Annotated in this window: 19 protein-coding genes and 1 tRNA gene; 6 read left to right on the forward strand and 14 right to left on the reverse strand. The window is 47.2% G+C overall.

The window, feature by feature from the left end; all coding sequences use genetic code 11:
- The 5 genes from CMO31_09205 to CMO31_09225 all read right to left on the reverse strand — a co-directional run.
- Positions 1–220 (reverse strand): hypothetical protein (locus CMO31_09205; GenBank protein ID MAZ54170.1); only part of this gene is annotated, 220 nt, incomplete at its 3' end.
- Between the two features lie 30 nt (positions 221–250).
- Positions 251–601, reverse strand: coding sequence for a hypothetical protein (locus tag CMO31_09210; GenBank protein ID MAZ54171.1), 351 nt, complete (start codon positions 599–601; stop codon positions 251–253).
- 57 nt (positions 602–658) lie between these two features.
- A complete protein-coding gene (locus CMO31_09215) occupies positions 659–1,576 on the reverse strand; it encodes a GTPase Era (protein MAZ54172.1) in 918 nt (305 codons plus the stop codon).
- 93 nt (positions 1,577–1,669) lie between these two features.
- Positions 1,670–1,746 (reverse strand) — tRNA-Met (locus CMO31_09220).
- Between the two features lie 49 nt (positions 1,747–1,795).
- The gene (locus CMO31_09225; protein ID MAZ54173.1) at positions 1,796–2,611 is read right to left on the reverse strand and encodes an adenylyltransferase; all 816 of its coding nucleotides are present in this window, start codon (positions 2,609–2,611) and stop codon (positions 1,796–1,798) included.
- A gap of 170 nt (positions 2,612–2,781) precedes the next feature.
- On the opposite strand from CMO31_09225, the gene CMO31_09230 reads away from it, so the two are divergent.
- Both CMO31_09230 and CMO31_09235 read left to right on the forward strand, forming a co-directional pair.
- Positions 2,782–3,660, forward strand: coding sequence for a hypothetical protein (locus tag CMO31_09230; GenBank protein ID MAZ54174.1), 879 nt, complete (start codon positions 2,782–2,784; stop codon positions 3,658–3,660).
- A 176-nt stretch (positions 3,661–3,836) separates the two neighbouring features.
- Entirely contained in the window at positions 3,837–5,084 is a 1,248-nt protein-coding gene (locus CMO31_09235; GenBank protein MAZ54175.1) for an MFS transporter, read from the forward strand.
- A 68-nt stretch (positions 5,085–5,152) separates the two neighbouring features.
- On the opposite strand, the gene CMO31_09240 is transcribed toward CMO31_09235, so the two are convergent.
- Complete coding sequence (locus CMO31_09240; GenBank protein ID MAZ54176.1) at positions 5,153–6,433, reverse strand: thymidine phosphorylase; 1,281 nt, start codon at positions 6,431–6,433, stop codon at positions 5,153–5,155.
- A 47-nt stretch (positions 6,434–6,480) separates the two neighbouring features.
- Positions 6,481–7,926 (reverse strand): UDP-N-acetylmuramoyl-L-alanyl-D-glutamate--2,6-diaminopimelate ligase, encoded by a 1,446-nt coding sequence (locus CMO31_09245; GenBank protein ID MAZ54177.1) that lies wholly within the window; start codon positions 7,924–7,926, stop codon positions 6,481–6,483.
- 238 nt (positions 7,927–8,164) lie between these two features.
- Here CMO31_09245 and CMO31_09250 point away from each other — a divergent pair, with 238 nt between their 5' ends.
- Positions 8,165–9,589 (forward strand): hemolysin, encoded by a 1,425-nt coding sequence (locus CMO31_09250; GenBank protein MAZ54178.1) that lies wholly within the window; start codon positions 8,165–8,167, stop codon positions 9,587–9,589.
- Between the two features lie 116 nt (positions 9,590–9,705).
- Here the strand turns inward: CMO31_09250 and alr are convergent, their stop codons facing one another.
- On the reverse strand, positions 9,706–10,815 hold the full coding sequence (gene alr, locus CMO31_09255) for an alanine racemase (GenBank protein MAZ54179.1): 1,110 nt from the start codon (positions 10,813–10,815) through the stop codon (positions 9,706–9,708).
- 88 nt (positions 10,816–10,903) lie between these two features.
- Positions 10,904–12,340, reverse strand: coding sequence for an MFS transporter (locus tag CMO31_09260; protein ID MAZ54180.1), 1,437 nt, complete (start codon positions 12,338–12,340; stop codon positions 10,904–10,906).
- Between the two features lie 408 nt (positions 12,341–12,748).
- Between CMO31_09260 and CMO31_09265 the strand changes: the two genes are divergently transcribed.
- The 3 genes from CMO31_09265 (at position 12,749) to CMO31_09275 (ending at position 17,980) form a co-directional block, all read left to right on the forward strand.
- Positions 12,749–14,836 (forward strand): ATP-dependent DNA helicase RecG, encoded by a 2,088-nt coding sequence (locus CMO31_09265; protein ID MAZ54181.1) that lies wholly within the window; start codon positions 12,749–12,751, stop codon positions 14,834–14,836.
- Between the two features lie 418 nt (positions 14,837–15,254).
- Complete coding sequence (gene serA / locus CMO31_09270) at positions 15,255–16,826, forward strand: phosphoglycerate dehydrogenase (GenBank protein ID MAZ54182.1); 1,572 nt, start codon at positions 15,255–15,257, stop codon at positions 16,824–16,826.
- Positions 16,823–17,980 carry an aminotransferase V gene (locus tag CMO31_09275; GenBank protein ID MAZ54183.1) on the forward strand — a complete coding sequence of 386 codons (1,158 nt, stop codon included), beginning with the start codon at positions 16,823–16,825 and terminating at the stop codon, positions 17,978–17,980. The genes serA and CMO31_09275 overlap by 4 nt, the downstream gene beginning before the upstream one ends.
- A gap of 127 nt (positions 17,981–18,107) precedes the next feature.
- Here the strand turns inward: CMO31_09275 and CMO31_09280 are convergent, their stop codons facing one another.
- Genes CMO31_09280 through CMO31_09300 form a run of 5 tightly spaced genes read right to left on the reverse strand, consistent with a single transcriptional unit; the run spans position 18,108 to position 22,899 of the window.
- The gene (locus tag CMO31_09280; protein MAZ54184.1) at positions 18,108–18,854 is read right to left on the reverse strand and encodes an SAM-dependent methyltransferase; all 747 of its coding nucleotides are present in this window, start codon (positions 18,852–18,854) and stop codon (positions 18,108–18,110) included.
- Between the two features lie 2 nt (positions 18,855–18,856).
- Complete coding sequence (locus tag CMO31_09285; GenBank protein ID MAZ54185.1) at positions 18,857–20,509, reverse strand: hypothetical protein; 1,653 nt, start codon at positions 20,507–20,509, stop codon at positions 18,857–18,859.
- The gene (locus CMO31_09290) at positions 20,499–21,701 is read right to left on the reverse strand and encodes a hypothetical protein (protein MAZ54186.1); all 1,203 of its coding nucleotides are present in this window, start codon (positions 21,699–21,701) and stop codon (positions 20,499–20,501) included. The genes CMO31_09285 and CMO31_09290 overlap by 11 nt, the downstream gene beginning before the upstream one ends.
- A gap of 1 nt (position 21,702) precedes the next feature.
- Positions 21,703–22,476, reverse strand: coding sequence for an acyl-[acyl-carrier-protein]--UDP-N-acetylglucosamine O-acyltransferase (locus tag CMO31_09295; GenBank protein MAZ54187.1), 774 nt, complete (start codon positions 22,474–22,476; stop codon positions 21,703–21,705).
- 6 nt (positions 22,477–22,482) lie between these two features.
- On the reverse strand, positions 22,483–22,899 hold the full coding sequence (locus CMO31_09300; protein ID MAZ54188.1) for a 3-hydroxyacyl-[acyl-carrier-protein] dehydratase FabZ: 417 nt from the start codon (positions 22,897–22,899) through the stop codon (positions 22,483–22,485).
- Positions 22,900–22,940: the final 41 nt, after the last annotated feature.

Genomic DNA, 22,940 nt, shown 5'->3' on the forward strand with positions numbered 1-22,940 from the left:
AATCGCCAAGTCCGTGTTCGTGTGCCATAACTAGGAGTTTGTCGAAGTACGAGCGGTTAGTTTCGATCTCGTCAGGCGAGTAAACGTCTAGTGGGAAGACGTACCCTACTTCGTTGTATTTTTTGATTTGCTCTTTGGTGAGTTTTTTTGGATCTTTTGTTTCTATGGGAAAGAATTTTAGTTCTCTCTCCATATCTGGAATAGCATCTGTTTGTGCCACTACCCGTACCTCCTGTTGAACTACTAAAAGTCATTGCTCAGTGGTTCTTTCTAAATACCTACTTTGACCGTCTCGTCTAGTCGGTTTAATACGGTTAAATCGTGGTAAGTCTCCGTGCTTATAACGGTACTTCTCTATTTCGGAAGCTTCTTCAGCTTTGGGTATGCGACTGTAAGTATAACGCCAGAATCGGATGTGTTCCTTCATGCATTTGCTGCTTTCTAGGTGCTGTCTGATCCTGTTTGGTGCATCGCGCGTCGATTGACCGATGTATATTAGGCGCTTTCCTTCGTCAGCTAGTTCGTATACTCCTGGCAAGGCTTCACGTCCACGACGGGCGGGTAGCGTGCGGAGAGGGCGCCATCGAGCTAAGAGAGGCAATTTCCCCCCATAATTTTCGCAAAAAGAAGGCATGTTGATTTTTGGTTATGGTAATAATTATGATTCATAACCTAATTCCCTAAGTTTTCGAGGATCTTCGCGCCAATCAGCACTTATGACTACCTCTAAGTCCAAGAAAAGTTTAGTGTCAAGAAAGATCTCAAGTTGCTTTCGAGCGGTAGTACCAATTTCGCGAATCATCCGACCACCTTTCCCAATGACTATCGGTCGGTGGTTAGGGCGTTCAACCCAAATTTCTGCACTAAGATAAAGGGGATCTCCCTCGGCTTCGGGTTCTTCCCAATTAGTTACCCTGGTTGCCACCGAGTAAGGTAGTTCTTGCCGAAGATGAATCATGGTGCTCTCGCGGATTAGTTCAGCCGCCCAAGCTTCACGGGTTTGATCACTACTGATGTCTGGTGGGAAGAAGAAAGGGTTCTCTGGGAGTAATTCTAGAAGTTTTGTTCGCAGGTCGTATACTTCCTGGGGACTTTCCAGAACGCTCAATGGATAAACATAGGAAGGTTCAAATAAATCCTGGTAAAGTCGCAGCGCTTCATCAGGAAATTTAGCTGCATCAATCTTATTACCAATGAGGAACACTGGTGTTTTGGTTTCGACGTTAGAAAGGATTTTTACAACATCCTTATCCTCGTCACTGGGTGGGCGTCGCAGATCAACTACCCACAGCACAGCGTCAACATCAGCGAGTGCAGTTCGGATTTCACGCGTCATGAATCGATCAAGCTCAGTGGGTCCTTGATGCACTCCTGGGGTGTCCACAAAAATTATTTGCGAAGATGTTTCTATGTCGGTGAAGACTCCACGAACACCTCTCCGAGTGGTTTGAGGTTTTGGAGTGATCGGTGCTACCTTCACCCCAAGCAATGTGTTGAGTAGAGTTGACTTACCTACATTGGGTTTCCCAATTATAGCTACAAAACCTGCACGTGAATTTGGGGTGGTGGTCACCATACGAATTCAATGTAGCATTTAGATTTGGATTACGTTTTCGGAGGCCTCAATAAAAATGCCTATACTCTGTCCTAGCAGGGCATAAGCATTGTTTGGTTGCGGGGGCCGGATTTGAACCGGCGACCTCCGGGTTATGAGCCCGACGAGCTACCAGACTGCTCTACCCCGCGCCGACGAGAATTTGCACTGTACCGCCTGTCAGCGAGACGTGTCAAGCTGTCAGGTGACTTCTTCACCACAGAAAGCTTTATAGTCGATGAGTTCTGTCACGCTAGGGTCGCTACCGCAAACCGGACAATCTGAATTGCGATCGAAAGATAACCTGTGGAACGTAGTCCCAAGCGCATCAAAGTAAACTAGCGTCCCAATTAAAAGTTCCCCCAACCCGACAATTAGCTTAATGGTTTCAGTAGCCATGATACTCCCCACCACTCCAGGAAGGACGTTAACTACACCGGCGTCAGCACAATTCGGGACGGTGCCAGGAGCTGGTGGTTCAGGGAATAAGCAGCGGTAGCACGGCCCAACTCCAGAGGTGGTAGGTCCATGAAGGAGGCTAACTTGCCCTTCGAAACGTGAAATTGCACCGTACACCAAGGGACGACCTTCGAGAACACAGGCATCGTTTACTAAGTACCTGGTAGGGAAATTATCACTACCATCAATCACAATGTCGTATTCACGTATTAACTCTCGCGCGTTATTTTGAGTGAGGTATACTGCATGGGATCTAATCTTGATTTCAGGGTTCAAAGCCTGTAAGCGTTCAGCAGCTGCATCCGCCTTTAGCTTCCCGATTTGGTCAGTAGAAAAGATGACCTGCCTTTGTAAGTTAGAAATTTCGACTTGATCGTGATCAACCACCCCGAGAGTGCCAATGCCCGCTGCAGCCAAATACTGAAGGGCAGGAGAGCCAAGACCACCTGCGCCAATTACCAGCACCCGGGCATCCCTAAGTTTTAGTTGGCCTTCTATACCAACTCCCGGCAAAATTATGTGACGAGCATACCGGTCTATCTGCTCCTTATTGAACATGACTTCAGTTTAGTGTAGGTGAAGCCTGAGAGTGGGGAATTAAAAACTTTTCTGCATTATCGTGAACAGGGTCAACAAATTAATTTGATATTGGATAGCATACAATTCTAGACAAGAAATAATATCTTGCAGAATTACGGACGCAACTTAGTTTATTTACAACTCGTGATATGAAAAGCCTCATGGCCATTAGTGACGACGTGCTAGACAACCTTAGGACAGAAGGTTATGCCGTAGTGGAAGGGTTCTTAAACCCTAAGGAGCTTGCTGCCGCCCGAGAGGGCCTTTTTCTTGAATACCCTACGCCAGAAGCCTATTTCGCTAACCCTGAAAAATACACGCAGTTAGTCGAGACCCAGTTTAGTGGATTGAAGCTTGCGCCTTACTCCTCCTGGGATTTAAACAAAATCGCTTTCCATCCTGATCTGGTAGATTTTGCCGAGAGGTTCTGTGGTACGACCAATCTAGAACTCTATAAAATTGAGTTGTGGGCAAAGTACTCGGGTGCTATTGATTACGACCAAGCTCATCACCGTGATTTTGGCAATCACAATATGGTTGTGCCACGCCGGGACATGCTTTGGCCTCAACTGACGTCATTCATATTGTTATCCGACGTTACTGAGGACGATGGTCCTACCCGGATTGTTCCTCGAGCTCATGGTGAAAAAGCACCAATGATTCCTCACCTGCTCACAATGGGTGAAATGCAAGAACATGAAGTTACAATAACTGCTCCTGCTGGGAGTCTATTTCTCTACTCAACTGATATTTTCCATAGGGGATCCGCAATGACCGGTAAAAACCGTTCACGATTTATACTCCTTGCTGATTACTCGGCCCGCGGGAACCCGTGGATGGGCAAAATGTCTTGGCCTAGGTATGCTAATCTCCCGGCCTGGCGGAAAATGATGGAGCGAGCCTCAGTTAGGGAACGTGACTTGTTCGGATTCCCATCTCCCGGCAATGAATACTGGAACGAACAGACGCTAGCTGACGTACAAGCCCGATACCCCGGAATGGACATGACACCCTACGCCCAAAAATAAATTTACTCCATTCAGTTTTCGTTATAGAAAAGTACTTATTGGGGTAGTCTCGACTCGGAAGAATTTGTCTAGATCTCTGTTTAGCTAATGTATGCTCTACTGAGCAGTTTAGAGAGGGCTTATAGAGCCAGGAGTAGCGTTGTTCGCGTTAATGAGGGGGCCCCCATACTGTGGGTATGACTACTACAATCCAGGGGTTTGATGCTGAGCCTGGAAAGACAAGGAATCTTTTGCTCTTGGCTGTAGCTACTTTGTTTTCGCTATCCCTGTGGTTTTCTGGATCTGCTGTCATTCCCCAAGTAACAGAGGCATGGGAGTTAGTTAGCTGGCAACAGTCTTGGCTTACTATGGGTGTGCAAGTTGGATTCGTCGTGGGTGCCCTTGTGAGTTCATTATTGAACTTGGCAGATCGAATTCCAACTAGGTGGTTTTTGGCAGGTAGTGCTCTAATGGGGGCCATCTTTAATGGGCTTATCGCCATCGCAGTGGACAGTTTTGAACCAGCGTTAATCCTTCGCGTTCTAACAGGAGTTTGCATGGCTGGTGTTTACCCACCCGGGATGAAACTTGTTGCGACATGGTGCCTACGGGACCGTGGGTTTGGCATCGGAGTTCTAGTAGGGGCTTTGACTATAGGATCAGGTTTGCCACACTTACTAAACGTTATTCCGGAATTATTTACAGAATCTACTGCTGTGGAGTGGAAGCCTGTTCTCCTAATCGCCTCTGGCTTGGCTCTACTGGGTTCAGCAATAGCGGCCCTGTTTGTACGTCAAGGGCCCCACCTTACAGCAGCAACAAAATTCAACTGGCGGTTCGCGATGCGAGGGCTTTCTGATCCCCCTTGCCGACTTGCTAATTTTGGTTATTTCGGCCACATGTGGGAACTATACGCCATGTGGGCTTGGGTACCTCTCATGTTGATTGCCAGCTACAGCCAAGCAGGAATTGAGCTGATTCTAGCTCGCATTGCGGGCTTCGGAGTTGTGGCTATAGGTAGCGTCGGCTGCCTCATCGCGGGTTGGATGGCAGACAGATTAGGAAGGACGCAAGTCATAAGCGGAAGCCTTATTATCTCAGGTATTTGTGCAGCCGTGATTGGATTTTCTTTTTCGAACCCAGTATTACTAACTGCTATCGCTTTGATATGGGGGTTAACTGTGATTGCGGATAGCGCTCAATTTAGTGCTGCCGTAACGGAATTGAGTGACCCACGTTATGTTGGTACGGCTTTAACGGTACAAACTAGCTTGGGTTTTCTGCTCACCCTCGTGTCAATTCATGCTGTCCCAAAGGTACAGGCCGTTCTCGGATGGGAGGGGGCGTTTCTAATCTTAGTTCTAGGGCCAGCATTTGGCTTGTGGAGTATGGTTGCCTTACGTCGGTTACCCGATGTACGTCGAATAGGTTCAGGTCGGCATTAGATGGATTAAGTTTCTTAGAACCTCAGGACTTTGTGATTTGCTTTGGTTTAATTATGGGTTTTATTCTTTTAAGATCTAATCACTTTAAGGACTGTTTCTCTGGGTTCACCAGAGTCTTTTATTTTAATAGCGCTTTGGGTATGTTCGGCCGCTGCTTCAAGTCCACGCCCGCCACGATGGTAAAGAGTGACTACAGGCTCTCCCATAATCACAGGATCCCCGACCTTGGCGTGTAATTGCGCTCCGACCCCGAAATCTATTTCGTCCGTTTTGGCACTACGCCCACCTCCAAGCGTTTCGATAGCTCGACCTAAGGAAAAGGCATCTAATTCTGTAATGATACCGGTGATCGGCGCCCTAATTAGAAGCTGATCAGGCGCAAGTTCCAGATTAGTCGCTGTATCAGGATTGCCTCCCTGAGCCAATATCCATCGTTCAAATTGTTCATAGGCCACTCCACTGTCAAGAGTTTTGGCAATTAGGTTTTCGTTTATGCTGAGTCCACTTGTCGCGAGTAACTCGGTGGCCAACGATAGGCATAGATTACGTAGCTGCGAGGACCCCTTACCTTGAAGACACTCGATAGCCTCCCGTACCTCTATTGCATTGCCGATTGTAAGGCCAAGCGGTTCAACCATATCTGTGAGTACAGCTCGCATGCGGCGACCAGCGTGTTCACCTATGTCCATCATAGTCCTCGCGAGGGTAGTGGCCTCTGAGATGGTTTTCACAAAAGTGCCGCTACCAACCTTTACGTCTAAAATTATGCTTTTAGCGCCACCTGCAAGTTTCTTGCTCATAATGCTACTAGCTATTAGAGGGTGAGATTGAACGGTTGCGGTTACGTCGCGAAGGGCGTACATAAGGCCATCAGCTGGCGCCAAATTCTTTGACTGCCCAGAAATTACGATGCCAACTGAACGAGCTTGATGCAAAAAAGCTTCTTCTGAGAGGCTGCTATTGAAACCAGGAATGCTCTCTAACTTATCGATGGTGCCACCGGTATGTCCTAAACCTCTACCACTCATCTTTGCTACGGTAGCCCCACAAGAGGCAAGTAGTGGTGCTAGCACTAGAGTTGTCTTATCGCCAACCCCACCAGTTGAGTGCTTATCTACTGAGTGAGCAAATTCGTCGAGATTAAGAGATTCACCAGACTCTGCCATTGCCTCAGTCAGGGCCGTTGTTTCAGACGTAGTCATACCTCGCCAGCAGACTGCCATTAACCAAGCTGATACTTGATAATCAGGTACAGATCCGCCTACGTAATCAAATATGAAGTTAAAAATCTCTTCTCGAGAATGCGCTTGCCCTTCTCGCTTAGCCATGATCAAGTCGGAGGTTCGCATAGGTGTATTTTACTTATGGGGCCTAAAAGGGTGCGCCCTTGTGGCAGTCATAGGTGTTGGCGAGCCTCGTATTCCTCATCCCAATCCAACGTTTCTGTAGACCGCTCGAGGGTTCGTTCATGTCCTTTGCCGCTGAGGATAACGGTGTCTCCGGGTTGGGCTTCGGTTATAGCTGCTGCGATAGCTTTTCGTCGATCAGGTTCGAGTTGGAAATCTGTTCCAGCAATAGCACCAATTGACCTAGCGCCATGAGCTAAATCAGCTAGGATTACTTCGATTGCTTCGCTGCGGCTGTCTTCCTCCGTGAAAAAGACTAAGTCAGCTTTGCTAGCGGCGACTTGGCCTAGCGGAAAGCGTTTGGTAGGGTCGCGTTGTCCCGCTGCTCCAACAACCAAGATGAGCCGTCCTTTAGTTAACGGTCGGAACGTGTCAAGGAGCTTTTCCACGGAAGGCGGGGTATGAGCAAAATCAACTATCACCTGAAAGGGTTTCGTTTGGAGAAGTTGCATACGCCCTGGGACGCCACCGAATGTTTCCAGGCGCTGAAGAGCCACCTGGAAAGGTATGCCTGTTTCAACTGCAGTAGCAATGGCTGCAGCAGCGTTTGCAACATTGTGAACCCCCAATATTGGTAAATGGGTTGAGCCCTTTCCAGATGGTCCTGCTAATTCAAATGAAACACCAGTTGTCTTCGGGATGACATTCTGAATCCGCCAATTGCTCTCTGGATGCAAGCCGTAACTCTGGGAGTTTTTTGAGTTTTTAGCGAACACTTCATAGCTATCATCGTCACGATTTAAAATCATTAGCTTTGCCTTACGCGCCAACTCGAGTTTAGCTTCACGATAGGCACTGAACGTTCCGTGGAAATCGAGGTGTTCTGGACTGAGGTTGGTCCATACTCCGATATCGAAATTGATCTCTGATAGGCGTTTTTGTGCGAACCCGTGAGAGCTTGATTCGACTACAGCATATTTACATCCGTCGTCACGAAACTTAGCGAGAATGCGCTGCACCTCAGGGGATTCGGGTGTAGTGAAATGACCTTCCTCTTTAAGTGCATCATTACGACTGCATATAAGGGCTGTACTGATCAGGCCAACTGTTTCAGTAGATGAAAGTAAGTGATGGATTAGATAGGCTGTTGTTGTTTTGCCATCGGTACCGGTAACACCTAGAATGTTTAGGCTTCTTGACGGGTGACCGTATAGCGCCGCTGCGAGTTGCGCTGTTGCTGCCTGAGCATCATTTACTTGCAAATACGGTAGGCCTTCAAGATGAGATAGGCCTGGTCTTTCCCCCATTATGGCTATTGCCCCAGCTGCAGCAGCTGTGTTGGCAAAGAGATGGCCATCCGTTTCTATTCCAGTGCGAGCAACAAAAACGAAAGCTTTCTTTACCAGCCTGCTGTCCTGCGCAACTCCCAAAACATCAATGTCTGGAAGGTCGGCTTCATAGCCGAATGCGTTTTTGACTAGAGTTCCTAGTTTCAAGATGATTCCCATCCTACGTAGCCCTGATGCTTAACCGTGTTTTCGGGGTGAGGAATCACGTTAACTCCGATCGGGTATTCCATAACTAGCAGTAAGCAATCTTTCTTGGGCACTAAGTATACCTTTGGACTTGGTTTTAGGTACGTATGATCCCACTGTGCAGAAGGCACAAAAAGGGTCTTCGCTAAGGTGAGTTTTCGAAAGAGTTGCTAGGGCTGTGCTACAATTCCGTGAATACATGGAAGATGTTCCCAGTCGATCTAGACTCTATTGGAAAGTTTTATTCTTCCTGGTAGTTATACCTCCCTTACTTTTTGTTATGGCTCAGATGCCCGAAGGAACGCGGGGCGTGAGTCTTGGACAAATAGTATTGCTTATCGGATTACTTCTGTTGTCCGGGTTAATGTCTGGTTCTGAAACAGCGCTTACAGCTATTGGGGAGTGGAAGGTTCGTCAGCTCCGAGAGGATGGTGAGGATCCCTCTGGCGCGTTCGCCCTACTTGAGAAGGATCCAACACGTTTTATCACCACCCTGTTGATAGGGAATAATCTAGTAAACGTCGCAGCTACGGCACTCGTTACTCAGATTGTGTTGTCGCTTTCTAGAACTTATGGTTTCAGTGAACCCGTGGCGGTTGGTTATGCCACGGTTGCGATGACTTTGCTTATCCTGGTTTTTGGGGAGATTACTCCCAAATCGATAGCGGTTCATAATGCCGTGAGGTTTTCTAGGCTTGTGATAAGACCGGTCTACGTTTTATCAATTGCCCTTTATCCGGTTGGCCTATTCTTCACTTGGATAGCTACTCGAGTGCTGAGATTATTCCGCCTTGAGCCATCAACAGGTCCTTTGATTTCTCAGAGTGAACTACGATTGATGCTCCGAAGTGCTCAGGAATCAGGTGTCATTGAAGCTCAGGAACAAGAGATGATCGGGTCTATAATCGATCTTGAAGAGACGGTTGTCCGTGAGGTGATGACTCCGCGGGTTGACGTGGTGGCTATAGATGAGGATGCTAGGCTTGACGAGTTACTCAGTTTGACGACTGAAAATGGTTACAGCCGTGTGCCAGCTTATAACGAGACAATAGATGATATTCGGGGCATAGCCTATGCTCGTGATTTACTACCGTTTTTAGGTAATCCGGAAGATCTAGTTAAGACTCGCGTCAATGATGTAATGAGTCAACCCCAATATGTTCCGGAGACTTTAAGCGTGATGAATCTTCTTAGAGATATGAGATTGAGAAAGAATCACTTAGCAATAGTGGTCGATGAATTCGGTGGTACCTCCGGCCTGGTTACACTTGAGGACATTATTGAGGAAATTACAGGGGAGATTTACGACGAGACTGATACTGAGGAAGAAGACGATATTACGCTGTTTGGGGAAGGAAAATATAAGATCCAGGGAGCTGCCAACCTCGAGCAAGTAGCTGAGGAGCTCGGTTTGGAGTTTGCTGATGACGGCGAGTACGATACGCTCGCCGGCTTCCTAATAAGTGAGTTCGGATATATTCCCGATACGGGTGAATCCTTGCATTACGAAGGGTTCAGGTTCGTGGTCCAAGAGGCTGATGAGCGGCGCATCATAAGGATTGCGGCATCGAAAGATCAAGTGCAACCTGTTCCTGTGAGACGTGACAACGCTGCTTCTGAGTGAGTTAGTCAAAGCCCAGAGATTGTTAGTTTTTTGAAATATATCTCTAGTTCTAAATTCAATTCTAGGTAGTTAACTAGCCAGAGTTTAAGATGGTCGGGACACCTTAGGCTGGCCTCTCACAGTAACGGTTTATTTTGTGACGACATATATGTCCGCTTAACTCGGGCTGATATTGACGTCAATAGTTCGTATGAGATGGTACCAATTGACGCGGCTAACTGCACCAGGTCAGGACCTTCAGGACCAAATAACTCTACTCGGTCTCCTACGGCAATTCCGGAATCGCCCGCATCAACCATCATCTGGTCCATGCACACTCTCCCTGCAACCTTCAAGCATCTGTTACTGAACTGCACGTGTCCCAAGTTAGATAACCCCCTAGGGTACCCATCAGCGTACCCACAACGTACTGTCGCGATAACGGTATCCGTGGTTGCCGTCCATAAACCCCCATAAGAAATTGGGGTGCCGGCCTGTACTGCTTTGACGAAAGTTATCGGTGCACTTAGGCTCATGATTGGTTTTAATTTAGGTTCGTACTTGGCGATGGTTGGGCTAGAGTGATATCCGTATAGAGCGATGCCAGGACGCACCATATTGAAGTGGCTATTACGGTAAGAGATGATAGCTGCCGAGTTGGCCGCATGTACAAGCGGTGGCCTTAACCCCTCTTTTTCAAGAGCGTCGAGCACATTGTTAAAGAGATCAAGCTGTTGATGCGTATGCTCAACAGCCCCCTCATCGGCGCGAGCCAAATGCGTCCAGACTCCTTCTAGCTCGATAGAGGGAGTCCTAGCTATTTCAAGAGCGAGTTGTATGGAGTTTTGCCAATCAAGTCCGAGACGTCCCATTCCGGTATCAACTTTAAGATGAACTTGGGCAGTTCTAGTTGCTCCTGATGCCGCAATAGCAGTTACGCTTTCAGAGTTAGCCACAGTTAGGGTAATGTTGCAGTCAATTAATTCTGACAGTTGTTCGAAAACGGGGCTGAAGATTAGGATGTTGGCAGTGATCCCTGAGTGTCGGAGTGCCAGAGCCTCCGCTGCTGTGGCAACCCCGAAAGCTTCCACCCCACAACTTTCAAGATGAGTCGCGATTTCGCAAGCGCCATGCCCATAGGCGTTACCCTTCACGGCGGCCATTATTTTCGTATCAGCAGCAAGATAATCGCGAAGTACTCTTAGATTATTTCCAAGACTAAGAAGATCGATAGCAGCGTGTGGCATACGGGTAGCATACCTGTGTCAGGACCAAAAGTAGGTGTTAGTGGGTCTGGGTGGGGCGGCTTTTAATAGATATTTATAGCCGAAACTTTTAGTTTTGGGGACCTTCTTTGTTACCCCTATTATTGATTGCTAGTAACAATGAAACTACTAATGCAATGCCAATCATTACTTGGATTACTCGGAACACGTCGTGAAGGCCAGCTACCTGGATTGAGGCTGAGGCTTCGGTAACATTAAAGTGTATTTCACTATTAGCTCGAGCATTGCCTCGAGCCACCCAAACGGTACCTAGGACGGCAATGCCAGTGCTCGACCCGAGTGTCCTGGTCATTGCCAATAAACCTCCTGCCAAACCAGATTGATGCCGGGGTACTGATCCCATTATGGCACTGCTGTTAGGGGTTTGGTAAAAGCCCATGCCAAGGCCGATAGGGAGAAAGCGGAGTAAATAACCTACTGCAGTAGTATTTTCAGAAAGGGTGTTGACAGAAAAATAACCGAATAATAAGATTGTCAGCCCAATTAGAGAAATAGGGAGTTCACCAAACTTATCAGATGCAAGGCCAGCTATAGGTGTCACGATGACTAGGAAGATCGGAATTACAGACATGAGGAGTCCCACATTCCTCGGGTTGTGGCCAAGAACGTTTTCTAAATAGAAAGGCATCATCAGGACAGCAGCAGAGATAGCAATAAAGGTGAGGAAAGCTACGCCAAGATTAATGCCTAAAACGGGTTTCCGAAATAGCCTGAGGTCCACTATGGGTTCCTTTGTGAACAATTCAATGATCAAGAAAGCCGCCATCGCTAAGCTACCCGTAACGAATAGAGATACAATGAAGGTTGACGTAAAGCCGAAATCTTGTCCTAAAGTAAGGCCTAAGCTCCATAACAGTAGTGCCCCAAATAGTGAAACGGCACCTAAGAAATCAAAGCTCTGCTTTCCCGCAGGGCGGTCTGGAGCTATAAAACGCTGAGCAAAAATTAATCCCAATAACCCTAGGGGTACCACGATAAAGAAGACCCATCTCCAGGTAAAAACATCGACTAATAATCCACCAAGCGATGGCCCAATAACTATCCCAGACGACATGATTGCGGCGTTAAAACCAAGCGCACGCCCACGTTCGTGACGAGGAAATGCTTCCGTAATAATCCCGAGCCCAAGAGCTGTTACAGAAGCTGAACCAAGCCCCTGTATGATCCGGAAGACGACCAAAAGACCAACGTTTGAGGCGAGACCGCATAAAAGGCTTCCCGCAATAAAAACTCCGTATCCCAAGAGAAACAATTTCTTTTTACCGACCATATCTGCCCAACGCCCCATAATCGGAAGGACAGTTACAGATGCAAGCAAGAAGGACAGCATCACCCACTGAACGAGATTAAAATCCACCTCAAATGTTTTTGCCAGTGAGGGCAGCGCAACGTTAACAGCCCCATACATTAATGCGCTTAATAACGCACCAAGGCTAGAGGCTATTAGTGCCAGCCACTTGTATTCCCTAATAGAATCCTTAATCACGTTTCTTGATGCACTACATCAACTCCAAGCATCTATGTTACTAAGCAACGCCTGTCCCTGTCTTTACAGGCCCTCGCCTATAAGGCGTTTTCTTCCAGGATAAATATCTTAGGGCCTGCCGCAGGTAAACTGAAGCGTGCCGAACTTCTTAAACTCAAGCGCCAGTTTACGTAATTTGTCTAGAATGTAGTTGAGAAGAGCTAGTAATGAAACAAATATGAGAGAGATAGGTTCCTAGTATTGGGTCGTAGCAGCGGTTGAATAAGGAGATTTTCGCATGAGGGGAGTATATCCAAATTATCCAATCCAATAGGATTTTTCATGATCATCAAATGTTGACTCGGAAATTGAGCAGGTATGAGTTAGAACCCTGCGAGCCTTTTAGTAAGCGGGACTGTTCTTGGGTTTATGACTGAGTCTGTAGTTCGGGAGAAGCGTAAATCATCGATTCTTGATTTGGCTATTAAGACCCGGGAGGTTGATCTCGGAGTTCATTCTCACCGCAAGCTAGGCGAAATTGGAATTAAGGAGTTTCGGGATCTTTTGCACTACTATCCGAGGCGCTACGAAGATAGGCGTGTATTACCCCATTTTGGCAAACTAAACCACAACGATATTGCCACTGTAGTTGGCAATGTTACAGGCCGCAAGGTAGTTCGAAGTCGCCGTGGCATGAAAATCATACGAGCCTTTATGAAAGACGAGAGGGGAGGTCGCCTTACTGCCCTTTGGTTTAACCAACCGTGGTTAGAAAAACAGCTATTTCCGGGTCAACGACTAATTCTTACCGGTAAGGTAAGACGCCAGGGCCGGCAGTTAGAAATAAATGTCGCTCATTTTGAAATTGATGAGGAAGCCGAATCACTTTCTGCTGGGAGAATAGTTGGGATTTATTCTAGTACCCAAGGATTGAGCCAAGCATATATCAGGCGGTCGGTACATCGCCTCCTTAGTGCACTCGGTACGATCCCAGATTACTTGCCTCGGAGTGTCCTGAAGCGCTTCGAGATGATCGCTCTTGACAAGGCACTAAGAGTTATACACCTTCCTGATTCAGAAGGTGATTTGCAGAAGGCTCTTGAGCGACTTAAATTTGACGAGTTTTTATTTCTGGAACTGCGGGTGTTACTTAATAGCGATACCTCAATTGAGGGTCGATCTTTTGAGATTAATCAGGCCGATCTAGAGTCCTTCAAGCAAAACCTTCCCTTTACCTTTACTAAGGCCCAAGATCGGGTGCTTGGAGAAGTATTAGATGACATGGCTGGATCACGGCAAATGGCGAGACTGCTTCAGGGAGATGTTGGTTCTGGGAAAACCGCTGTGGCTGCGGCAGCTATCTATGTAGCTGTGCAGAATGGTGTTCAAGCTGCCCTTATGGCTCCTACAGAGATCCTTGCACGACAACACTTTCTAAATCTAAAAGATTATTTGTTTCCCTTAGGAGTTTCGAGTGAGTTGTTAATAGGTTCAATGAGCGTGAAGGAACGTGATGAGGCGCGAGATCGTGTTCACTCGGGACAGGTTGATGTTGCGATTGGGACTCACGCTTTAATTCAGGAAGGCGTTGAGTTCCATGATTTGGGGTTGTCGGTAATCGACGAGGAACACCGCTTCGGGGTTGAGCAAAGGCGTAAGCTTTTGAGAGACTTGCCTGACGTTATGGTCATGAGTGCAACTCCAATCCCTCGATCCCTAGCACTTACCTATTATGGCGACCTTGAGCTATCAATCATTGATGAGTTGCCACCCGGTCGGAAGCCAGTAACTACTCGGCTCCTAAATGAATCTAAGAGGCGTGATGTTTACCGTTTTGCCTGGGGTGAGGTTAAAAAGGGAAGACAAGTTTATCTAGTTACCCCTCTGATTGAAGAGAGCGAGGCCCTTGAAGAGGTAGTGTCAACCACAAAAATGTTTGATGATCTTCGAGTACTGATGCCCAAAGAAATGAAGATTGAAATGCTGCACGGAAAAATGCCTGGCGTGGAAAAGGACGCGGTAATGGAGAGGTTTCGTCGGCACGAATTTGACTTACTGGTTTCAACAACGGTTGTTGAGGTTGGAGTAGATATTCCTAATGCAAGCCTTATGATTATTGAGAACGCTGAGAGGTTCGGTTTATCACAGTTGCACCAACTTCGTGGACGTGTCGGACGCGGAGAGTACGAAAGCCACTGCATTTTAATAGCTGGTGATACCAGTAAGAAGACTCGAAATAGACTCGAGGTGGTTGAGAAGAGTAATGATGGTTTCGTAATTGCGGAGAAGGACCTGGGCTTACGGGGACCAGGAGAGCTGAAAGGAACCCGGCAGTCAGGTTTACCCGACCTAATTCTGGGCGATCTATCGCAGGATGGGGAAATTATTGAGAAGTCTAGGGATTTTGCCAAGACGATACTTGATTCTGACCCTAGATTAGAGGCGATTTGGGCTGAACGGTTACGTTTGGAGTTAAAGCGACGTACCGAATCTGTCGGTTTTCGAGAGATAATATAAACTTCTAGTCGTAACAGGTATTCCTAGCAAGATTAAATATTTAAAGAGAAGCTATTATTGAGCAGTCCAATATTGAGGAAATAGAGCTTATCGTAACTCTTAGTATCGTTATTACGTATCTTCCGTTACTGGACAGGGGATAAGTTTAGAGTCGGTTCCGTTTCATCTGGGAATCATAGCGGTTTAATTGACACCTTCAAACAGCAGTTGGTGAGATGTTGAACCACTAACGCTCTTATCAAATGGCCTCCATAATTTTCCGGTTGGTTGAAATTTAACTTCTGGTGTTGAGCGCAATTATCACCAGAGAAGGCAGAGCCCTGTAGAGCGCTATCTGGTGAACTTTTCGCACGAGGTTGATCTACTTGAAAGAGCTTGTTACTTTGGTGGTCTTACCCCATGCTATAGTCACTCGAGCATGTTAAGAATTCTTGTCTCAGACACGATTCACATAGGCAAATTAAACGCTTCGGATATCGAGGTTGTTTACTCTCCTGATATCGAATACGATCAACTTAAGCGTGTACTACCAGAGTTTGACGCTCTGGTTACCCGTAGTCGCACACAGGTAGATGAACCGCTAATTGGAAGTGCATCACGGCTCAAGGTAATTGGTCGCGCTGGAGTAGGTATTGATAACATTGATATTGAAGCAGCAAGTCGCCACGGGATAATTGTTGTTAATGCACCGGAAGCGAACAATATTTCTGCTGCGGAGCTTGCGATCGCGCTAATGCTCAACGCTGTAAGAGGCGTTAGTCAATCTGATCGTATGATTCGCAAAGGTATTTGGGACCGACATTTTCTAGGACGCGAGGTTAACGGTTCTTGCCTTGGCATAGTAGGGTTAGGTCGGATAGGTTCCTTAGTCAGTCAGCGCGCTCAAGCTCTTGGAATGACGGTAATCGCTTATGACCCATATGTCTCCCATCGTCGGGCTGAACAGATTGACGTTGTGCTATACGATGACCTGCACGAAATGTTATCCCGAATAGATATACTCACGGTTCATACACCCCTCACTAAGGAAACTACGGGAATAATCGGTCCAGCAGAATTTAACCTTATGCGAGAAGGCGTGGTAGTCGTTAATGCGGCTCGGGGCGGAATTGTGCAGGAGAAGGCCCTAGCATCCGCCCTCGAAGAGGGAAAGGTATTTGCTGCTGGACTAGATGTTTTTGTGACAGAACCGCCGAATACTAATAACCCTTTGATTGGGAGGACCGACGTAGTGTTTACTGCCCACCTTGGAGCTAACACCACACAAGCTCAGGAAAGGATAGGGGCTGAAATTCTCGAGCGAACGGCAAGGGCGCTCCATGGAGAACTATCTCAGGGATTAGTTAATGCCCCTGCCCTAGATCCAAACGTTATATCAGCTCTTGGAGGCCATTTACGATTGGGTGAGATTTTGGGGAAAACCATAGCCCAACTTGTTGACGGTAGGGTCAACAGGATTGAGGTTGAGTTTTCTGGGAACTTTCCTCTTGATCCTGACCCAGTAGTTGTAGCTGTTACAAAGGGTTTTCTGGAAGTATTTCTTGATGAGGCGCCAAACTATATCAATGCTATGTCGATAGCCCGTGAGCGTCACATTAGTTTTTCAGTAATTTCAGATCCTGAGAGTCGTGGTTACACTAATCATATTCTAGTGTCAGTTCTTACCGGAGTCGGACGTACTAGTGTTAGCGGGACGGTGTTGGAAGGAGATCCGAGAATTGTCAGCGTTGACGATTATCCCCTTGAAATCAGGCCAGAAGGAACCTTATTAATTTGTAGGAATTACGACCGACCTGGTGCGGTGGGCCGTATCGGGACTGTCCTCGGAGATGCTGGTGTCAACATAAATAACATGCAGCTATCTCGCGTTGATCAGGATGGGTCAGCAATGTTTGCCTTAAGCCTCGACCAGTTGCCAGGAGAACCGGTATTGAACGTACTAAATAACCTTAGTGATGTTATTCAGAGTCTTCGAGTGGTGCAATTATGACAGGCATTGGGAACTACAAGCCAAGGCTTCTAGCACCTGGACCCGTGGAAGTTCCTCCTGCAGTTTTGGCAGCAATGGCGAAGCCGACAATTCATCACCGAAGCCCTGAATTTGCGGCACTACTTGAACGGATTCGTTCGAAAATAGCGGAGGTAGCTTTAGTTCCGGGTGACGATGTGATGATTTTGACCGCTAGCGGTACTGCAGCATTCGAATCTGGGTTGACAGCCTGTGTTCCAGCGGGAGCAAAGGTACTGGCTTTGCATGCAGGAAAATTTGGCGCGCGTTGGGCAACCCTAGCTCGTCACCACGGCTATCGCGTTGAGGAGTATTCACTGCCTTGGGGAGAAGCAATCGATGCTAACGAGGTTGCTGACGAACTTCGCAAACACCCGGACGTTTCTGCAGTATTGGTAGTCCATTCTGAGACGTCTACTGGGACATTGCATGATATCCAGGCGATATCAAAAGCTGTGCACGATACGGTACCCGAAGCCCTGCTTCTTGTTGATTGCATAACAAGCCTAACTGTTGCTGAACTTCGGCCTCACGAATGGCAGCTTGACGGGATTTTCTCTGGCTCTCAAAAAGGATTTATGAGTCCTCCAGGACTTTCAATTGCTTGGTTGTCGGAGCGAGCTTGGGAACATGGGGCAAAAGCTAAAACGGGTTTTTATTTGGATTTACGTAAGGAAAGGGATAGCCAACGAGAAGGTCAATGTGCTTACACGCCGGCTGTTAACCTTTTTTATGCTCTCGATGAAGCGGTAGAAAATTTGCTAGCCGAAGGAATTGAAACTATTTGGCAGCGTCGTGCTCATAATAATTTTGCAATATTAGCGGGTGCGGAAGCTATTGGGTGTAAAGGTTTTGCGGCCAGAGTTAGTCCCGCAGTTGCAGCTCTTCGTGCGCCAGAAAAAATCATGGCTCCCCTAATTGTCAAAGGATTTGCTGATCGGGGAGTTCGGATTTCAGCGGGTCAGGATCACACCCGCGATGTGTTATTCCGACCGTCTGTCCTTGGTTATGCTGATTCTAATGATGCCGTACTTTTGGTTGCGGTTTTAGAGGACGTGTTACGGGAGTTAGGAAGTAACGTGCAACATGGTGTAGGTGTAGCAGCCGCTATGCGAGCATTGGAATCCCAAGTGTGACCAGATGACTAATTAGGCATATCAAGCAAGACAAGTATCGCCTTATAGTTCTTGTGAGGAAAACCCTGATTGATTGATGGCAGAATGTTGATGATTCAGGTTTTACCTGAGAAGTGCGTCGAAGTCGTCATCGAGCAATGACGACCATTTGCTTACTTTCGTGAGTAAGCGGTTCCCGATTAAAACTCCCATAAAAGAGAGTCCGTGTCATCCCGGCCTGTTTTAGGGCACGGGTAAGTTCAAAACGAGTGTAATAGCGTTGCTTGAGAATAGCTGTTTTTCGGTAAAGACTCCCGTCATTATTAGTGGTATCAAGATAATATCGAGATTCAAGTAATTGATTTTCAGGATTGTGGTGCTGAACCAAAAACAACTCTCTTCCAACTCCCAGAGAACGATTTAACATGGGCTCTCGTTTAATTCCTTTATTAGATTCTGACTTCGGTATGAAAAGGTCGAGTGCAAAAGCTCCGTCCGATGCTAGGTGCTTGCGTATGGAATTAAGTGCAGCGTCTTGGTCAGCCATCGTATAGAGGTGGGCAAACACGTTGAAGGGCGCCACAATCAAAGAGAATGTGCGGTTTAGTTCGAAGGTACGAATATCATCTAGAAGAAGCGACACCTGCTTCCCGTTTGCTTGAGATGCAACATAGGCTCTAGCTCGTTCAAGCATCGCTTCGGAATTATCTAATCCGACTACTTCGTACCCGCGTCTGGCTAGGGTGGCAGTTACTCTTCCCGTTCCAGCTCCTAGTTCAAGAATCGGACCTCCTTGGTCGTCAGCCAACCGAGAATAGAAGGACAGGTCATCCCGATAGTCTAGGTATTGCTCATCATAGAGGTCAGGAAGTTGATATAGATTAGTTGGGTCCATAATCAGAGCTTCTTTGCTGCTATTTGGCGATGAGTTTCTAAGGAACCATTACCCGATAGGCGTATGATTAGGTCACAGCATTCCAATAAGGTACGTTTATGTGTTACCACGAGTACTAGGCGATATTGTGATTCTCGGATGAGGGTATCGATTAGAACTGCTTCTGTCTCGCGATCAAGGTTGGCGCTGGGCTCATCTAGTAAAAGTACTTTTGGATTACCTAGCAAGGCTCTGGCCACAGCCAGGCGTTGTCGTTGGCCACCCGATAAGCCTGCTCCATCCTCTTGCAATTGGTAGTTAAGTCCACCAGATAATGACCGTACGGCATGATCCATCTGGACGTCTTTAAGGGTTGTCCAGGTATCCGTCTCATTCGCGGGGCGTCCTAAACGTAAGTTGTCTATTATGCTTCCCCGAAGCAAATCTGTTTCCTGGGGAACGTATCCTATTAAGTCAGCGATTTGGTGTTGGTCTATTAACTGCCCCTCCCACAGGACAGCTCCTTTTTGAGGTAATAGAAATCCGAGTATTAGGTTTAGGAGAGTACTTTTTCCTACTCCACTTTCACCTTGCAAAGCTATTAGTCCTTTATCACCAAAGGCGATATTGACGTTATTAAGAATTGGGGTGGTTGGTTGATAACCGAAAGTAACGTCTCGAAGTTCTAGACCTGGGGAGTCACTTTTTAGATGTTCGATGCTTTGCATATTGTCCGTAATTCTCATGAGTAGAATTAGTCGGGTCCGAGCTGCTCTGGCCTGTTGCAAAAAGGCATAGCTACGGGGCAGAATCTGTGCTGGTGTAGCTAAGAATGCCACTAAGGCTAGAAACGTTGCCGCTTCGCCTGCAGTGAGGGTTCCTCCGGCTACTCGGCCGGCAAGTAGACTGACAAGACCCGCTACGGCCAAGAAAACCAGGATTTGTGTTATTGGAACCTGCAGGCTAGCTAGATAGGTTCTTCTGATTGATGCTAAGCGAGTAAGCTTATTGTCTACAGAGAATCGCGTCATTAGGAAATGAATAGCGTTGAATGCCTTAGCCACTCTATGATGCTTTAAGCCTTCTTGTAAGTGGGCACTTACCGCCTCAGTACTCTCTTGTGTTGACGTTGCTGCCCGTCGAAGCCAGTAGCCAACTAACCAGAGTATTCCGATAGGAGGAATAGTTAGTAAGGTGAGAGCAAGGGTTGCGTTGAAGCTAAGTGCTGCTAGAATTCCTAGGGTGCCGAGTATAGTAACGGTTTCAGCCACCAAGCTACCAACGCCAAACTGAATGAACATCTCAACATCTTTTAAATCAGTAAGGATTCGTCCTGTGATTCCGCCGCTCGTACCGGGAAGAGTTCCGGGACGCCGGTTTAGGAGATCTTGGTAAATCTGTTTTCGCCAACGCTCTGCAGTTGTCGCTGCTTCTCGGCCGAAAAGACTGTCTTGGCTAAATAGAAGCACCGAGGTTCCAATTACTGCTAGTCCTACTAGTACTAATATGCGCGGTAAAGCGCTTAAGTCTCCTGCTGTTAGTACCTGATCAAACAAAGGCGTGACGAAAAGAGGAATAATCGCGACTCGCAGGCCGGCGGTTCCTATAGCTGCAAAGAAACCAAGGATAGCGAGAAGGGACCTGGGAAAAAGTGGGGGGAAACGACTATTTAGCATTTATGTCCGCTAGTATTTCGGTAACTAATTTTTTGGCGGCACCAGGTCTTGGCATGCTAGCAAGGAGTTGTCGTCTCCGGCGCAAAAGATCTGTTGGGTCATCAATCAATCCGGTTATTTTCTCTACTACTTGAGGGACAGAAATTATTCCTCGTACCTCTAACATTATATCCGTCCCAGCAATCCTATTAGGTAGGGAAATGGGGATAGATAGACGATTTACAAAAATCCTTACAGCGCATCTCTTAAGTAAAGGCCCAACTAAAGGGATTAAACCCAGCCAGTGACCAATTCCTTCGAGCGGAATGGCTTCAGGCTTGTTCATTGGTAGAAGAACAATACTCGGCACACCTGCTATGCCTAGTTCAAGAGTGTTAGTTCCTGGGATTGTTACTGCGATGTCAGAATTCCGCATGTGTTTATAGCGGTCGGCCTCAGGCACCATTTCAATAAGGGTGCCTGAGGGTGTTGTCACAAAATTTCCTTGGCGCGATCCTGCAAGGCTGCATGGAAATACTGGTTGTTTAGCAGCGATACCATCTTCAATAGTGCGTTCAGAAAGCAATCGGCTCACTGGCCACACAAAACTGGCATTAGGATAAATTTGACCTAGCTCGTCTGCTAACGCAAGGAAAAAAGGTATAAGCGTTACGGCGAAGGCATCGCGGCTACCAGGAAAAAGAAGGATGTGGGGAAAGTTGGTAGATTCAGGTGGCGTGCTGATATCCACTGCATCAGCAACCAGGTTTCCTACCCTCTTGATTCGGTTATTAGGCGCCCCTTTAAGGTGGGCCTGCCGTTCTGTAGGTTTGTCTTGTACAAAAATTGCTTTAAGATCTCGATGCCAGGATGGGATGAAATGGTAACGGTAAGTGGGATAACCAAGTTTCCTGCCAAGGCGAAGAGCCAAAGCCTGGCTACCTCCGAGGCTTAAGACGAAACCATTGTCACCGCTCCAAGCTGGCGGTATACGGCCCGTGGTAAGGAAACTAATAAATTCTTTTGGAGAGCTTACGCTATCAGCACCAAACGTCCGTGCGATATCTGTCTCGTCCCCAGCCGCAAACTGGCAAGGGATTAAACAGATCGTGGTTTTTACTTTCAAATTTCGTGATTGAAGCTCCTTTAAAACTGGTTGGACCCAGGTGTAAAGTTCACCAGGTCCATTGCTAACCAGAATCGCCTCAGTCACTCTAAGGCCTCCTAGTTGCAAAGGAAGCTACACCACGCTCTGATTCATCGCGGAATTGTTTCATGACTTTTACATCAGTGCTATGGCAAGCTAATTCTTCGAACTTTTCTTTATCGTTTCTACGGAGAGCACGTATTGCTCGTTCTAGAGCTGCATAACGTTCGTCAGTAACGCCACGTCGTCTTAGGCCAACTCGATTCAATCCATAGTGAGTTGCTGGAGTACTTGCTGCCATACAGTGAGGCAAAATATCCTTAGAGGTAGCGCTTCCGCCAGCCATAATTGCTTGAGTGCCTACTCGGCAGAACTGATGGATAAGGGCATTAGCTCCGAGGAAAGCATAATCTCCTATCTGAACGTGGCCCCCTAGTTGAACGGAAGTAGCAAGGGTAGTGTGCTTACCTACTTTTACGTTGTGCGACACGTGAGTGTAGGTCATGATTAAGGAACCTGTACCGACCCGCGTTTCTGACCCTTCCCCAGTAGCGCGGTGAACTGTCACGAACTCGCGTAGCTCTACTTCATCCTCAAGGATCGCCAGGCTAGGTTCTCCTTGATAGGCGTTATCCATAGGTAGGCCACCAATTATCGCGTAGGGTCCGATTTTACATCGGGACCCAATTCGACTGCCTTTTAAAAGGACAGTGCCGGTTAGAAGCTCTGTATCTTCTCCAATCTCAACATCGTCTTCTATGACTACGAGCGGTCCGATAGTTATTCTAGGCCCAATAACTGCCTTGCTGGAAACAATTGCGGTGGGATGAATTGAAGACACCTTATATCACTTAGCTAGCACGAAAGTGAGTTTTGCTTTAGCGGCAAGTTCGTTACCTACTAACGCTGCGGCATTGACCTTCAATAGCGACTTCCTGAACAAAAGTATTGTTCCTGTAAGTCTGAGTTGATCCCCCGGAACGACCTTGCGCTTAAATTTTGTCTCGTCTACTGCTGCAAGATAACCGAGCCGACCTTCTTGGAATTCTTCACGTACTGCGAGGCCTATTGCAGCAGCTTGGGCAAGAGCTTCGATGATCAGGACGCCAGGCATAACTGGTTCCTCAGGAAAGTGACCCATAAAGAACGGTTCATTGTGACTAACGTTCTTTATGCATTCGAAATCGTCTCCTTCTTGATAGACGAAAGAATCAACGAAGAGGAATGGGTAGCGATGCGGCAGGATCGCTTTAATATCGATCATGTCGGTAGTTTATCCCATCAGGCCTGGGGTTCTGACGAGAC

The organism is Trueperaceae bacterium (assembly GCA_002707365.1).
Classification (GTDB): domain Bacteria; phylum Deinococcota; class Deinococci; order Deinococcales; family Trueperaceae; genus UBA6957.

Bases quoted from the DNA above. Each gene is read 5' to 3' on its own strand.
- CMO31_09250 (MAZ54178.1), top strand. From the start codon at position 8,165: ATGGAAGATGTTCCCAGTCGATCTAGACTCTATTGGAAAGTTTTATTC.
- CMO31_09235 (MAZ54175.1), top strand. From the start codon at position 3,837: ATGACTACTACAATCCAGGGGTTTGATGCTGAGCCTGGAAAGACAAGG.
- CMO31_09215 (MAZ54172.1), bottom strand. From the start codon at position 1,576: ATGGTGACCACCACCCCAAATTCACGTGCAGGTTTTGTAGCTATAATT.
- CMO31_09230 (MAZ54174.1), top strand. From the start codon at position 2,782: ATGAAAAGCCTCATGGCCATTAGTGACGACGTGCTAGACAACCTTAGG.
- CMO31_09240 (MAZ54176.1), bottom strand. From the start codon at position 6,433: ATGCGAACCTCCGACTTGATCATGGCTAAGCGAGAAGGGCAAGCGCAT.
- serA (MAZ54182.1), top strand. From the start codon at position 15,255: ATGTTAAGAATTCTTGTCTCAGACACGATTCACATAGGCAAATTAAAC.
- CMO31_09300 (MAZ54188.1), bottom strand. From the start codon at position 22,899: ATGATCGATATTAAAGCGATCCTGCCGCATCGCTACCCATTCCTCTTC.
- CMO31_09285 (MAZ54185.1), bottom strand. From the start codon at position 20,509: ATGCTAAATAGTCGTTTCCCCCCACTTTTTCCCAGGTCCCTTCTCGCT.
- CMO31_09265 (MAZ54181.1), top strand. From the start codon at position 12,749: ATGACTGAGTCTGTAGTTCGGGAGAAGCGTAAATCATCGATTCTTGAT.
- CMO31_09275 (MAZ54183.1), top strand. From the start codon at position 16,823: ATGACAGGCATTGGGAACTACAAGCCAAGGCTTCTAGCACCTGGACCC.
- CMO31_09225 (MAZ54173.1), bottom strand. From the start codon at position 2,611: ATGTTCAATAAGGAGCAGATAGACCGGTATGCTCGTCACATAATTTTG.
- CMO31_09280 (MAZ54184.1), bottom strand. From the start codon at position 18,854: ATGGACCCAACTAATCTATATCAACTTCCTGACCTCTATGATGAGCAA.
- alr (MAZ54179.1), bottom strand. From the start codon at position 10,815: ATGCCACACGCTGCTATCGATCTTCTTAGTCTTGGAAATAATCTAAGA.